The 13,678-nt window shown below is 70.9% G+C and carries 13 protein-coding genes; 8 read left to right on the top strand and 5 right to left on the bottom strand.

Features of this window, described 5'->3' with window-relative positions; translation table 11 throughout:
• Positions 1 to 249: 249 nt before the first annotated feature.
• On the bottom strand, positions 250 to 927 hold the full coding sequence (locus tag ACFYQ6_RS23710; protein ID WP_361577655.1) for a GntR family transcriptional regulator: 678 nt from the start codon (positions 925 to 927) through the stop codon (positions 250 to 252).
• 170 nt (positions 928 to 1,097) lie between these two features.
• Positions 1,098 to 2,048 carry a beta-ketoacyl-ACP synthase III gene (locus ACFYQ6_RS23715; protein ID WP_361577652.1) on the bottom strand — a complete coding sequence of 317 codons (951 nt, stop codon included), beginning with the start codon at positions 2,046 to 2,048 and terminating at the stop codon, positions 1,098 to 1,100.
• Between the two features lie 279 nt (positions 2,049 to 2,327).
• Here ACFYQ6_RS23715 and ACFYQ6_RS23720 point away from each other — a divergent pair, with 279 nt between their 5' ends.
• Genes ACFYQ6_RS23720 through fdhD form a run of 5 tightly spaced genes read left to right on the top strand, consistent with a single transcriptional unit; the run spans position 2,328 to position 8,842 of the window.
• Positions 2,328 to 3,317: a 2-dehydropantoate 2-reductase gene (locus ACFYQ6_RS23720; protein ID WP_388764760.1), complete on the top strand. Its 990-nt coding sequence runs from the start codon at positions 2,328 to 2,330 to the stop codon at positions 3,315 to 3,317.
• Positions 3,314 to 5,272 carry a molybdopterin-dependent oxidoreductase gene (locus ACFYQ6_RS23725; protein ID WP_361577649.1) on the top strand — a complete coding sequence of 653 codons (1,959 nt, stop codon included), beginning with the start codon at positions 3,314 to 3,316 and terminating at the stop codon, positions 5,270 to 5,272. The genes ACFYQ6_RS23720 and ACFYQ6_RS23725 overlap by 4 nt, the downstream gene beginning before the upstream one ends.
• On the top strand, positions 5,263 to 7,131 hold the full coding sequence (locus tag ACFYQ6_RS23730) for an NAD(P)H-dependent oxidoreductase subunit E (RefSeq protein ID WP_361577646.1): 1,869 nt from the start codon (positions 5,263 to 5,265) through the stop codon (positions 7,129 to 7,131). The genes ACFYQ6_RS23725 and ACFYQ6_RS23730 overlap by 10 nt, the downstream gene beginning before the upstream one ends.
• The gene (locus ACFYQ6_RS23735) at positions 7,128 to 7,988 is read left to right on the top strand and encodes a 2Fe-2S iron-sulfur cluster-binding protein (RefSeq protein ID WP_361577643.1); all 861 of its coding nucleotides are present in this window, start codon (positions 7,128 to 7,130) and stop codon (positions 7,986 to 7,988) included. Before ACFYQ6_RS23730 ends, ACFYQ6_RS23735 begins: the two co-directional genes overlap by 4 nt.
• 5 nt (positions 7,989 to 7,993) lie before the next feature.
• Positions 7,994 to 8,842, top strand: coding sequence for a formate dehydrogenase accessory sulfurtransferase FdhD (gene fdhD, locus ACFYQ6_RS23740; RefSeq protein WP_361577640.1), 849 nt, complete (start codon positions 7,994 to 7,996; stop codon positions 8,840 to 8,842).
• Between the two features lie 87 nt (positions 8,843 to 8,929).
• On the opposite strand, the gene ACFYQ6_RS23745 is transcribed toward fdhD, so the two are convergent.
• Both ACFYQ6_RS23745 and ACFYQ6_RS23750 read right to left on the bottom strand, forming a co-directional pair.
• The gene (locus ACFYQ6_RS23745; protein ID WP_361577637.1) at positions 8,930 to 9,139 is read right to left on the bottom strand and encodes a DUF397 domain-containing protein; all 210 of its coding nucleotides are present in this window, start codon (positions 9,137 to 9,139) and stop codon (positions 8,930 to 8,932) included.
• Positions 9,121 to 9,963, bottom strand: coding sequence for a helix-turn-helix transcriptional regulator (locus tag ACFYQ6_RS23750; protein WP_361577634.1), 843 nt, complete (start codon positions 9,961 to 9,963; stop codon positions 9,121 to 9,123). Before ACFYQ6_RS23750 ends, ACFYQ6_RS23745 begins: the two co-directional genes overlap by 19 nt.
• Before the next feature lie 163 nt (positions 9,964 to 10,126).
• Here ACFYQ6_RS23750 and ACFYQ6_RS23755 point away from each other — a divergent pair, with 163 nt between their 5' ends.
• Both ACFYQ6_RS23755 and ACFYQ6_RS23760 read left to right on the top strand, forming a co-directional pair.
• The gene (locus tag ACFYQ6_RS23755; RefSeq protein WP_388764763.1) at positions 10,127 to 10,426 is read left to right on the top strand and encodes a hypothetical protein; all 300 of its coding nucleotides are present in this window, start codon (positions 10,127 to 10,129) and stop codon (positions 10,424 to 10,426) included.
• A gap of 68 nt (positions 10,427 to 10,494) precedes the next feature.
• A complete protein-coding gene (locus ACFYQ6_RS23760; RefSeq protein WP_361577964.1) occupies positions 10,495 to 10,698 on the top strand; it encodes a hypothetical protein in 204 nt (67 codons plus the stop codon).
• A gap of 682 nt (positions 10,699 to 11,380) precedes the next feature.
• On the opposite strand, the gene ACFYQ6_RS23765 is transcribed toward ACFYQ6_RS23760, so the two are convergent.
• On the bottom strand, positions 11,381 to 12,412 hold the full coding sequence (locus ACFYQ6_RS23765; RefSeq protein WP_361577631.1) for a bile acid:sodium symporter family protein: 1,032 nt from the start codon (positions 12,410 to 12,412) through the stop codon (positions 11,381 to 11,383).
• A gap of 115 nt (positions 12,413 to 12,527) precedes the next feature.
• Here ACFYQ6_RS23765 and ACFYQ6_RS23770 point away from each other — a divergent pair, with 115 nt between their 5' ends.
• The gene (locus ACFYQ6_RS23770) at positions 12,528 to 13,421 is read left to right on the top strand and encodes a LysR substrate-binding domain-containing protein (RefSeq protein ID WP_361577627.1); all 894 of its coding nucleotides are present in this window, start codon (positions 12,528 to 12,530) and stop codon (positions 13,419 to 13,421) included.
• Positions 13,422 to 13,678 lie beyond the last annotated feature (257 nt).

Raw genomic sequence — 13,678 nt, forward strand, 5'->3', positions numbered from 1 at the left:
CCCCGCCACATCGGCCAGTCCGTCGGGCTTTGGAGGGGAACGTAGCAGCGGTTTACCGGAGTGGGAAGAAGTTGCGCAGGAATCCGGTCCAACTTTCTCCACACTCAGGACAAAGATGGCCCCGTGGGCCACCCACGGACTCAGCCGTTCCTCCCTCGAGCGCAGGCACGGGGCCACCCCTCGCCGGCCCGCTACCGGCGGGGCACGAAAAAGGCCGGGGTGGTCGGCCCCGGCCTTTCCTGTACGCGATCAGCCTTCTTCGCGCTGGTGGTACGTCTGGCGCGTGTGCTCGGTGTGCGCGCGCATGATCTCCGTCGCCCGCTGCTCGTCCCGGGCGGCGATGGCCGCGATCAGCGCGCGGTGCTCGATCCAGGACTGGGTGCCGCGCCGGCGTGCCACCGGCGTGTAGTACCAGCGGACCCTGCGGTCCACCTGCCCGGCGAGCTCGGACAGGACGACGTTGCCCGCCAGTTCCATCACCTTGGCGTGGAACGCGGCGTTCGTTGCGACGGCGAGGTCCACGTCGTCGGCGGCGACGGCCCGCTCCCCCTGGGAGCAGAGCTCCTCCAGCGCCTCGATGCCCGGCCGCCCGGAGTGGGCTGCGGCGAGCCGGGCCGCCTCGGCCTCCAGAAGGGTGCGGACCGAGAGCAGCTGGTCCGCCTCCTCCTCCGTCGGTTCGTGGACGAACGCTCCCTGCGCGGGGCGCAGGTCGACCCAGCCCTCGGTGTTCAGCCGCTGGAGCGCCTCACGGACCGGCTGCCGCGAAACCCCCAGGTGACCCGCGAGTTCGCTTTCGACGAGGTGCTGGCCGGGGCTGAGGGCGCGTGTGGTGATCAGCTCGAGCAACGCCTCGTACACACGCTCGCGCAGCGGTCCCGGCCGCTCCAGCTTCGGCACCGTTCCTTGCGGCAGTCCTGCGGACAACATCGCGTTCCCCCTCCGGGCGCCGGGCAATTGCTTATCGTCTACAGTCTACCGAGCACAATGCCGCCACGGGGCTCTTCGGGCACAGCGGATCACCTGCCCACCCGGTCCGGCACGGCCACCGGCCGGCCGCCGGCCCTTCGGGAGCAGCACGGCTCCGCATCACCCGCCCCTCACGGGCAGCGGATCACCTGGCCCGCGTACGAGAGATTTCCGCCGAAGCCGAAGAGCAGGGCCGGCGCTCCGCTCTCGACCTCCCCCCGCTCCACCAGCTTGGACAGGGCCATCGGGATCGACGCGGCGGAGGTGTTGCCGGAATCCACGACGTCCCGGGCGATGACCGCGTTGACCGCCCCGATCTTCCGGGCCACGGGCTCGATGATCCGCAGGTTGGCCTGGTGCAGCACCACGGCCGCGAGATCCTCCGGGGTGACCCCGGCTCGTTCACAGACCTTGCGGGCGATCGGCGGCAGCTGCGTGGTGGCCCAGCGGTAGACCGACTGGCCTTCCTGCGCGAAGCGCGGGGGCGTGCCCTCGATCCGCACGGCGTTGCCCATCCCGGGCACCGATCCCCACAGCACGGGACCGATCCCGGGGGCACCACCGCCGTCCGGTTCGGCGGTGACGACGGCGGCACCCGCCCCGTCGCCCATGAGGACGCAGGTGGAGCGGTCGGTCCAGTCGACGATGTCACCCATCTTGTCGGCCCCGATGACGAGGGCACGGGCGGCGGCCCCGGCCCTGATCGCGTGGTCGGCGGTCGCCAGTGCGTGGGTGAAGCCCGAGCAGACCACGTTGATGTCCATGACCGCGGGCGAGTCCATGCCCAGCCGGGCGGCGACCCGGGCGGACATGCTCGGCGAGCGGTCGATCGCCGTGGAGGTCGCGACGAGCACCAGGTCGATGTCGGCGGGCTGGAGGCCCGCCGACGCCAGCGCCTTGGCCGCGGCGTGCGCGGCGAGCTCGTCCACGGGTTCGTCAGGGCCGCCCACGTGCCGGGTCCTGATGCCGACCCGACTGGTGATCCACTCGTCGCTGGTGTCGACCATGGCCGCCAGGTCGTCGTTGGTGAGGACCTTGGCAGGCTGATAGTGGCCGAGCGCCACGACACGTGAGCCGGTCATGTACGGGTTCCCCTCGCTACGTTTGGCAGGAACTCACCAGTCTTGGTTGCTACCGATCGGTACAAGGGCACGTAACCCCACAGGAATCAGGCCCCGAGCTTGGAGCGTCTCGAACAGCTCCCGGGGAACTCACACGGACACTCCGGCGTCTCCCGAAGGATTTCGTGAGGGACGAGGCACCCACCGTCACGAGTATTGACCCCCTCCGAAGGCATACTGTAGACAATATTCTGTCGACTTGACACCCTCGCTCGGTCCTCTCACCGAACGGAGAGCCCCGTGAAAGTCGCAGTTGTCGGCGCCGGAGCCATCGGCGCCTATGTCGGGGCCGCGCTGCACCGCGCGGGCGCCGAGGTCCATCTCATCGCCCGGGGCCCGCACCTGGCGGCCATGCGCCGCGACGGTGTGCGCGTGCTCAGCCCGCGCGGTGACTTCACCGCCCGGCCCGCCGCCACCGACGACCCGTCGGACGTCGGGCCCGTCGACTACGTGTTCCTCGGTCTGAAGGCCAACTCGTACGCACTGTCCGGACCGCTGGTCCACCCGCTGATGCACGAGGACACCGCCGTGATCGCCGCACAGAACGGGATCCCCTGGTGGTACTTCCACGGCCTGGCAGGGCCGTACACCGGCCGCCGCCTCGACAGCGTCGACCCCGCGGGCTCGGTGAGCGCCACCCTGCCGCCCGAACGCGCCATCGGCTGCGTGGTGTACGCGGCCACCGAGATCGAGGCACCCGGTGTCGTCCGCCACCTCGAAGGCACCCGCTTCTCCATCGGCGAGCCGGACAGCTCGGTGTCGCGGCGCTGCCTGGACTTCAGCGAGGCCATGATCGCGGGCGGGCTCAAGTGCCCCGTGGAGTCCGATCTGCGCAAGGACATCTGGATCAAGCTGCTCGGCAACATCTCCTTCAACCCGATCAGCGCGCTGGCCCGCGCCACCATGGGTCAGATCTGCCGCCATCCGGACACCCGCGCACTCGTGGAGTCGATGATGCGCGAGACCCTCGACGTCGCGGCGGCCGTGGGCTGCCGCCCCGAGATCTCCGTGGAGCGGCGCATCGCGGGCGCGGAGCGCGTCGGCGACCACAAGACGTCCACCCTCCAGGACCTGGAGAAGGGCAAACCCCTCGAACTCGACGTGCTGCTCGCGGCCGTCGTCGAGCTGGCCGAGCTGGCCGGAACGCCCGTACCGACGCTGCGCGCCGTGCACGCGCTCGCGGATCTCCTCGCCACCACCTCCTCGGCCCCAGCAGGGAGCGCACCATGAAGAGCAGCGACCGCACCGGCGGCAGGAACCGCAGGGGCCGGCAGCCCAAGACGTACGAACGCCTCACCCACCCGCTCGTCCGCTCGCAGGACGGCGTGCTGCGCCGGGCGAGCTGGGACGAGGCGCTGACCCGGGCCGCTGCCGGATTCCGGCAGACCCGGGAGGCCTACGGCCCGGACGCCTTCGCGATGCTGTCCTGCGCCCGCGCCACCAACGAGATGAACTACGTGGCGCAGAAGTTCACCCGCGTGGTGATGGGCACCAACAACGTCGACTCGTGCAACCGCACCTGCCACGCGCCGAGCGTCGCCGGGCTCTCGGCCGCCTTCGGCTCCGGCGGCGGCACCTCCTCGTACGAGGAGGTGGAGCACACCGACCTGATCGTGATGTGGGGCTCCAACGCCCGTTACGCGCACCCCATCTTCTTCCAGCACGTGCTGAAGGGCATCCGCAACGGGGCCCGGATGCACGCCGTCGACCCGCGCCGCACATCGACCGCCGAATGGGCGGAGAGCTGGCTCGGCCTCGACGTCGGCACCGACATCCCGCTCGCCCACGCCATCGGCCGGGAGATCATCCACGCAGGTCTGGTCAACCGGGCCTTCGTGGACCGGGCGACCAGCGGATACGAGGAGTACGCGGCGCTCGTCGAACCCTGGACCCTGACCGCCGCGGAGAAGGTCACCGGGGTGCCCGCCGAGGCCATCCGGAACCTCGCCCACGCCTACGCCACGGCCGAACGCGCCCAGCTCTGCTGGACCCTGGGCATCACCGAGCACCACAACGGCACCGACAACGTGCGCGCGCTGATCAACCTCTGCCTGCTCACCGGTCATGTCGGACGGTACGGCTCCGGTGTCCAGCCCCTGCGCGGGCAGAACAACGTGCAGGGCGGCGGCGACATGGGCGCCATCCCCAACAAACTGCCCGGCTTCCAGGACATCCTCGATCCGCCCGTCCGGCAGAAGTTCGAGCGGTCCTGGGACACCGTCATCCAGCCGCGCCACGGCAAGACGCTCACCCAGATGTTCGAGGCGATGGAGACCGGCGAGCTGCGCGCCGTGTACTGCATCGGGGAGAACCCGGCGCAGTCGGAGGCCGACAGCGAACAGGCGGTGCGCCGGCTGAAGTCGCTCGACCACCTCGTGGTGCAGGACATCTTCCTGACGAGGACCGCCGAACTGGCCGATGTCGTTTTGCCCGCGACGGCCGCCTGGGCCGAGACCGACGGCACGACGACCAACAGCGAGCGGCGGGTGCAGCGGGTCCGTGCCGCCCTCACTCCGCCGGGCGAGGCCCGCGAGGACATCGACATCATCTGCGCGATGGCCGGGCTGCTGGGCCACGACTGGAAGTTCGACGACGCCGAGACCGTCTGGAACGAGCTGCGCTCCCTGTCCCCCGACCACTTCGGGATGACGTACGAACGCCTCGCGCAGCATCAGGGGCTCCAGTGGCCCTGCCCCGACACGGACAAGCTGCCCTCCAGCTTCCTGCACGCCCGGCTCTGGGAGACCGATCCCGTGCGACGCGGCCCGGCGGCTCCGTTCGGCCTGGTGCGGCACGATCCGCCGGTCGATCTCACCGACGAGTCATACCCCCTGCGCCTCACGACCGGGCGACGGCTTGACTCGTACAACACCGGTGTGCAGAGCGGGAGTTACGCCTCCCCTCTGCGCCGGGGCGAATACATCGAACTCTGCCCGGAGGACGCGGAGTCGTACGGCGTCGCCGTGGGCGAGGAGGTGCGCGTCTCCTCCCGGCGCGGCAGTGTCACGGCTCCCGTCTGGATCGATCCGGGGCTGCGGCCGGGCCTCGCCTTCATGACGATGCACTTCCCTGACGAGGTCGACACCAACCAGCTGACCATCGAGGCGAACTGCCCGATCGCCGGCACCGCCGAGTTCAAGGCCTCCGCCGTACGGATAGAGAAGCTGGTGCACGCATGGACCTGAAGTACACGGGCGCCGCCCCCTCCGACGCCGAACGGGACGCCGTGGACGCCCTGCTGGGCCCGCCCCCGTCCGGCTGGGAGGGCGCCGGCGAGCGTACGGCCGAGGACCTGCGCTGGGCGAAGGGCGGCGCCTCGGCCGCCAAGGACCGCCGCGACCAGCTGCTGCCCGCCCTGCACGCGGTGAACGACCGCGTGGGCTGGATCAGCGAGGGGGCACTGGACTACATCTGCCGACGGCTCACGGTGGCCCCGGCGGAGGCATACGGCGTCGCGACGTTCTACGCCATGTTCTCGGTGCGGCCCCGGCCCGCGAAGGTGCTCCACGTCTGCACGGACCTGGCCTGTGCCGCCCGTGGCTCGGCGTCCGTGTGCGCGGATCTCACCGAGCGCCTGGGGCCACCGGGCACCCCGGCCGAGGGCGCGGTCTGGCAGGAGAGCCCCTGCCTCGGCCTGTGCGAACGGGCCCCGGCGGCTCTCCTGCTCCGGGCGGGGCCGGACGGCGCGCACCCCTCCCAGGACGCCCCGCGCCTCTCGGCGGTCGTCGCTCCCGCCGCCGCGGAGGACCTCCTCGCCACGGTACGGACGCCCGAGGCCGGCCCTCCGGAGCCGCCGGCGGCCTCAGCCGTCCCGCAGGCGGGGGACCCCGGCCTCGTACTCCTCAGGCGCATCGGCACCGTGGATCCCGCCTCGCTGGACGACTACCGCTCCACCGGTGGCTACGCGGCGCTGCGCCGTGCCTTCTCCCTCGGTCCCGCCGGCGTGATCCGTGAGGTGCTGGACGCCGGGCTCGTCGGCCGGGGTGGCGCGGCCTTCCCCACCGGGCGCAAGTGGCAGGCCACCGCCCAGCAGGCCGACGGTCCGCACTACCTGGTCTGCAACGCGGACGAGAGCGAGCCCGGCACCTTCAAGGACCGGGTGCTGATGGAGGGCGACCCGTACGCCCTGGTCGAGGCGATGACGATCGCCGGGTACGCCATCGGCGCCCACCAGGGCTACATCTACCTGCGGGGCGAATACCCCCGGGCGCACGAACGGCTCGGCCACGCACTGGCGAGCGCCCGCACACGGGGGCTGCTCGGCCCCGACGTCCTGGGGCAGGGGTACGCCTTCGACATCGAGATCCGGCGCGGTGCGGGTGCCTACATCTGCGGCGAGGAGACCGCGATCTTCAACTCGATCGAGGGGCAGCGCGGCGAGCCCCGCTCCAAACCGCCCTTCCCGGTGGAGAAGGGCCTGTTCGGCAAGCCGACCGCCGTCAACAACGTCGAGACGCTGGTGAACGTGCTGCCGGTCCTGGAGCACGGCGCCGCCGCGTACGCCGCGACGGGCACCAGGACCTCCACCGGCACCAAACTCTTCTGCGTCTCCGGCCAGGTGACCCGCCCCGGCATCTACGAACTGCCCTTCGGCGCGAGTCTCCGGGAGCTGCTCGGCCTCGCGGGACCGCCCGAGCGCCTGCGGGCCGTGCTCCTGGGGGGCGCGGCAGGCGGCTTCGTACGCCCTGACGAGCTGGACGTCCCGCTCACCTTCGAGGGCACCCGCGCCGCCGGGACGACGCTCGGTTCCGGCGTGGTCCTCGTCCTGGACGACTCCGTGGAGCTCCCCCGCGTGCTGCTGCGCATCGCGGAGTTCTTCCGCGACGAGTCGTGCGGCCAGTGCGTGCCCTGCAGGGTGGGCACGGTCCGCCAGGAGGAGGCGCTGCACCGCATCGTCGACCGCACGGGCGCCGGGGCCGCGGAGGACATCGCGCTCATGAGGGAGGTCGGGCAGGCCATGCGGGACGCCTCGATCTGCGGTCTGGGCCAGACCGCGTGGAACGCCGTCGAGTCCGCCATCGACCGTCTGGGGGTCTACAAGTGACCGCAGTACCGCTGCAGCCGCCGCGCCGGCTCGTCTCGTTCACGCTGGACGGCGAGGAGACCCGGGTGCCGGAGGGCTCGACGATCCTGGACGCCTGCCGGTCCGCGGGCAAGGACATCCCGACCCTGTGCCAGGGGGACACGCTCACCCCGAAGAACGCCTGCCGGGTGTGCGTGGTCGAGGTCGAGGGCTCCCGCACCCTGGCCCCTGCGTGCTCCCGGCGCGCCGAGCCGGACATGACCGTCGTCACGGACAGCGAGCGGGCCCGGCACAGCCGGAAGGTGGTGCTTGAGCTGCTGGCCTCGTCCACGGACCTGTCGACGACGCCCCGGGCCGAGGAGTGGATCAAGGAGTACGAGGCCCAGCCGCAGCGCTTCGGTGCGGACGCCGCCCGGGTCGACGAACAGCCGAAGATCGACAACGAGCTGTACGTCCGCGACTACGACAAGTGCATCCTCTGCTACAAGTGCGTGGACGCCTGCGGCGAGCAGTGGCAGAACACCTTCGCGATCGCCGTCTCGGGACGCGGTTTCGACGCCCGGATCTCCACCGAGCACGATGCCGCGCTCCCCGACTCGGCCTGCGTCTTCTGCGGGAACTGCATCGAGGTGTGCCCCACGGGTGCTCTCTCCTTCAGCACGGAGTTCGGCATGCGGGCCGCCGGGACGTGGGACGAGCCCGCGCAGACCCGGACCACGACCGTCTGCGCCTACTGCGGCGTGGGCTGCAACGTGACCCTTCATGTCCAGGACAACGAGATCGTCAAGGTCACCTCGCCGCACGACAACCCGGTGACCCATGGCAACCTCTGTATCAAGGGCCGTTTCGGCTTCCAACACGTACAGAATCGGGATTGACGGCTATGGGACGGGTCACCGAGCGTCGCCGCACCATCCGCATCCGGGACGGGGCCGTCACGACCCGCCCCGACACCCTCGTCGCCGAGGAGCCCTTGGAGATCCGGCTGAACGGCAAGCCGCTCGCCATCACGATGCGCACGCCGGGGGACGACTTCGCGCTGGCGGCGGGCTTCCTGGTGAGCGAAGGCGTGATCGGTGAGGGCTCCGACGTGCAGTCGATCGTCTACTGCGCCGGGGCGACGGCCGAAGGTGTGAACACGTACAACGTGGTGGACGTGAAGCTCGCACCGGGCGTCGTCGTCCCCGACATCACGCTGGAGCGCAACGTCTACACCACGTCGTCCTGCGGACTGTGCGGCAAGGCGAGCCTCGACGCCGTCCGCACCACGACGCGACACGCGATCACCGACACTCCCCCGGTACGGGTGACACCCGCGCTGCTCGCCGCCCTCCCCGACCGGCTGCGCGACGCGCAGCGGGTGTTCGACCGGACCGGGGGCCTGCACGCGGCGGCGCTGTTCTCTCCGGAGGGCGAGCTGCTCGACATCCGTGAGGACGTGGGCCGCCACAACGCGGTCGACAAGCTCGTCGGGCGGGCCCTGACGGACGACCGGCTCCCCCTCTCGCAGTCGATCCTGCTGGTGTCGGGGCGCGCCTCCTTCGAATTGGCGCAGAAGGCGGTGATGGCGGGGATCCCCATGCTGGCGGCGGTCTCGGCGCCGTCGTCGCTGGCCGTGGACCTCGCGGCCGAGAGCGGACTGACCCTCGTCGGCTTCCTGCGGGGACAGTCCATGAACGTGTACGCGGGTGACCACCGCATCGCCCTGGAGGCGGCGGTGGGCCAGGGCTGAGGCGGCCCCGCCCGCGGCACGGGGCAGGGGCCCGACCGGCGGGGAGCGCCCCCTGCGCCGGCCGGGCCCTCTCGGGCGTGGCGCGTGTCAGGCGCCCACGGCACCGTCCTTGACGGCGGACACGAACGACGACCAGCCGTCGGCCGCGAAAGTGAGCGCGGGGCCGTGCGGGTTCTTGCTGTCACGGACGGGGATGACGGCGGCGAAGTCGTCGGAGACCTCTACGCATTGGCCGCCATCAGAGTTGCTGTAGGTGCTCTTGCGCCAAGCAACCGCACTCAGATCGATGGATCGCACGGAATTTCCTCCAACAAGCGCGAGATGTGCTTACGCGACTCGCCCGGGGACAGCGCCAAGTCGCGCACGGAATCGTACATTTGCTGAAGCTCTTCAACTTGCCGAGATGCCTCCAGCAGGGTGCCGTGGCTGGCACTTTCCACGTACGCCACGGTACGCCCCTGGGCCACTCGTAGGAACATCACATCGGTACTCGACAAGCTGTGCGCACCCGCACTGTGCGGCAGCACCTGCACGACCACCTGTGCCCTGTCGGCCACCTCCAGCAGATGCCCCAGTTGCTCCCGCCACGCACTCGCCTCTCGAAGCGGCGTGCAGAGCACCGTCTCCGACAGGATCGAGCGGAAGTGGGGCGCCCCGCGGCCCTCAAGTAGATCGCGCCGAGTCAGGCGGGCCTTCACCTGCACATCAATCTCTTCGCCGTTGAGCCGCCCTGCTGCGAGGACTTCCCGCGCGTAAGCCTCCGTCTGCAACACTCCTGGCAGGACACCCACCGCGAAGTGCCACAGGCTCGTCGCCTCCGCCTCCAGCGCCATGTACCGCTGGTACCGCTCCTTGAACTGTGACTGGTCGCTGATCGCCAGCTCCCACATGGCCAGCAGCAGGCCAGGTGTGCCGTAGTACTGGTCCAGCGCCTGCACCACCTCCGGGCCGCCGACCGTCTCGCCCTTCTCCATCTTCCCGAACAGCGACCAGTCCCAGCCCAGCCGTTCGCCGAGCTGGCGAAGACTGTCGCCACGCTCGGTACGCAGGTTCCGGAGCTCCTCCGCGAACCGTGCACGTGGTTCCCTGCTGCGGCCCGTAACCGCTCGCCTCGTCGGCATCCTGTCCTCCGTGGAACGTGTGGAACGTACGGGACCCGCCGGAGAGGCACACCCCGCCCTCGGTGTGTCACGGCCCTGACCGGGTCATTCTCGTAACGAGCCCCTCACGCAACGTAGTTCGCGGAGGCGTGGCCAGGCAGAGGAATCCGCGAAAGAACAACCGATGGAAGACGCCATGACGCCGCCGCAGCAGAAGCCGCCCCTCCCCCGCCGCACACCCCGGGCAGAACACCCGGCATCGGCAAAGATCCAGGAGGCCATGGCCGCGCGCGACGGCCTCGCCGCCGCGCTCAGGGCCGCCGGTGTCCAGCTGCCGGTGCTGGACGTGCGCACCCCCTGGCCGGACACGGACGGCGCCGACGCGGCACGGCCGGCCCGTTACGCCCTCGTGCACCTCGGCGTCTGCTCCGCCCCCGTGGCGCACGCCATCGCGGCAGTGATCAGGAAGGGCGTGGCCGGGTGACGGATGACGGCGCCCTCCGCGTCGGGACAGCCGTGCACGACGCCGACAGCGGCCGGGTGGGCCTGGTCATGGGCCACGAGGGCCCGTACCTCCAGCTCCGGCCGCTGGGCGGTGGCCGAGAGTGGGACGCGGCCCCTGCCCGCGTACGGCCGCTCGGCCCCGCCGAGTTGTTGAGCGCCCGCGTCGCCGAGGCCAACGCCCGCAGCCGTACCGGCCTTGGACTCGGCGGCATACGGGGCTCCCCGCACACGCCGAAGGACCTCGGACGGTGACGGCACGGCTACCGCGAATCGCTGTCCTGTCACTGCTTCCGACGGGTCACCGTGTGAGCGTTGTCTGACATTCTTCGCAACGCCGCACCGCCCGCCGGCCGGTATTCCCTTCCGTCGCGACTGCCGGACAACTACTGCTCAGCCGGTCCCAGAGTCCAGCCGGAGGGGCGGGGATCCAGCCCCAGCGTGGGGCGGTCACCAGCTCTTCGACGAGGTGGGCGCAAGCTCCGGGAACGTGCGCGTACTGCGTCGGCGAGATCAGAATCGTGTCCGCGGGGAAGAGCCGCCATTCCTGCCGGGGAGACGTTGCGGGCCGCGCTGCCGTTGGGGCTGATCCGTCGGCCGGACACGCACAGCCCAGCCCGGTGACCAGATCACAGCGTTCGCAGCGCGCTTCCTTCACGACCCCACCTCGTCCTCACCTCTTGCCGGTATCCACAAGGTAGGCGACCTTCTGCTCGAATCGAGCGGACCCGGCAACCAGGAGAAGGCGCGGGCGGACCGGTTGCGCTGTCCTCAACCACGTGAGGGTTCCGGTCGTCGCGGAGGTCCAGCAGCACAGGCGCGAGTTCGCGCACGGAATGCGGGCGGGAGGAGACAGCCGCTTTTCGTCTCCGCTGCGGAGGGTCATTCGCGAACGGGAAGTTGACGGAACGGCAGGCGCCTTACCACTCCTCCGCTCTCAGCCCACCGGAACGGCCTGCTGCGAGACCGTGTCACCGTCCGGCAGCGGGTCGCGCGAGCGGCGCTTGGCGAGCACCGCGCAGACCATCAGCTGCATCTGGTGGAACAGCATCAGCGGCAGCACCGCGAGGCTGGCGTGCGCCCCGAACAGGACGCTGGCCATCGGCAGGCCGGCCGCCAGGCTCTTCTTCGAGCCGGCGAACTGGATGGCGATGCGGTCCTCTCGGCCGAAGCCCAGCCGCTTGGCCCCGTACCAGCTGAGGGTGAGCATCAGGGCGAGCAACACCGCCTCTGCGCCGAGCAGCCCCACGAGCCGGAGCGGGGTGACCTGGTGCCAGATCCCGGCCACCATGCCCTCGCTGAAGGCCGTGTAGACGACGAGCAGGATCGAGCCCCGGTCGACGTACCCCAGCACCTTGCGGTGGCGCCCGAGGAAGCCTCCCACCCAGCGCCGGAGCAGCTGCCCCGCGAGGAAGGGGACCAGCAGCTGGAGGACGATCTTCAGCAGTGAGTCCGCCGAGAACCCTCCCCCCGTCCCACCGAGGAGTACGGCTGCCAGCAACGGGGTCAGCAGGATCCCGGCGATGCTGGAGAAGGAGCCGGCGCAGATGGCGGCGGGTACGTTGCCGCGGGCCATCGAGGTGAAGGCGATCGAGGACTGGATCGTCGAGGGCACCAGGCACAGGAAGAGGAAGCCGTCCTGGAGCTGAGGGGCCAGTACGTAGGGCACCAGGCCCTGGCCGGCGAGCCCGAGCAGCGGGAATACCAGGAAGGTGCAGGCCAGGACGGTGAGGTGGAGCCGCCAGTGCTTCAGGCCGTCGAGCGCCTCGGCCGTCGACAGCCGCGCCCCGTAGAGGAAGAAGAGCAGGGCCACCGCCCCGGTCGAGGCGCCGCCGGCCACCTCGGCGCCGGTCCCGGACACGGGCAGCAGGGCCGCGAGTACCACCGTGCCGATCAGCGCCAGGATGTACGGGTCGACCGGCAGCCAGGACGGCAGCGTGGGGATACGGCGGCTGGTGCGGCGGCTCATGTGCTCCGTGCTCTCTGGGTGTGGTCGTGGCCTCCCCATCCTGCTCCTGATCGCCGCGATCGGGAATCCGGTACACCGCACTGACTGTCATCACGATTCGCGATAGCCTCGGCCCGTGTACGACCCCGTCCAGCTCCGCACGTTCCTCGCCGTCGCGCAGACCCTGAGCTTCACCCAGGCGGCGCGCAGGCTCGGTGTGCGCCAGTCCACGGTCAGCCAGCACGTACGCCGCCTGGAGGCCGAGGCCGGCCGGCAGCTGTTCAGCCGCGACACGCACCGGGTCGACCTCACCGAGGACGGCGAGGCGATGCTGGGCTTCGCTCGGACGATCCTGCAGGCCAACGAGCGGGCGGCGGCCTTCTTCACCGGCACCAGGCTGCGCGGCCGGCTGCGCTTCGGGGCGTCGGAGGACTTCGTCCTGACGCGGCTGCCCGAGATCCTGGAGTCGTTCCGGCGTGAGCATCCCGAGGTCGAGCTGGAGCTGTCGGTGGAGCTGTCAGGCGCGCTGCACCAGCAGCTCGCCGCGGGCCGGCTCGATCTGGTGCTGGCCAAGCGCCGGAGCGGGGACACGCACGGCGAGCTGGTCTGGCAGGACACCCTCGTCTGGATCGGCGCCCCGCAGCTGCGGATCGACCCCGAGCGCCCTCTGCCGCTGATCGTCTACCCACCTCCCGGCCTCACCCGCGCCCGCGCCCTGGACGTGCTGGAGGAGCACGGCAGGTCGTGGCGGTTCGCGTGCACGAGCGGGAGCCTCAGCGCGCTCGTCGCGGCTGCACGGGCGGGCCTGGGGGTGATGGCACATTCCCGCGGGCTCATCCCGCCAGGGCTCGTCCCCGTGCCGTCGAGAGCGGGACTGCCGGAGCTCGGGGACGTGGATTTCGTGCTGCTGCACGGGCGGCGGAGGGACACCGCCCAGGAGGCGGCGGACGCCCTCGCCGCGGCGATCCTGGCGGGCGGCGACCGGCTGCACCGGGGCCCGGCAGTGCCCTCGCACCCTGGGCCTGCGTGAGTCGCGCCCGACGACGTACACGTGTTCCGCGTACCGGCCAGCCTGCGGGAGTCCCGCGTACCGGCCAGCCTGCGTGAGTCCCGCGTACCGACGCGCGCGGGCTCCTCGTACCGACCCGCGTAAGTGCCGCGTACAGATTCGGTGGAGATTCCCTCCCGAGCTACTTACTCCTCAGTCAGAAGTGCGCCCGAGCCTTGCCCATCTGGCCCGATTTCTGCGGTTGGCCTGGCCGGATGCAGCATTTTCCCGGGTGCTCG

The sequence above is a fragment of the Streptomyces sp. NPDC005494 genome, assembly GCF_042872025.1.
In the GTDB taxonomy this organism is placed as follows: domain Bacteria; phylum Actinomycetota; class Actinomycetes; order Streptomycetales; family Streptomycetaceae; genus Streptomyces.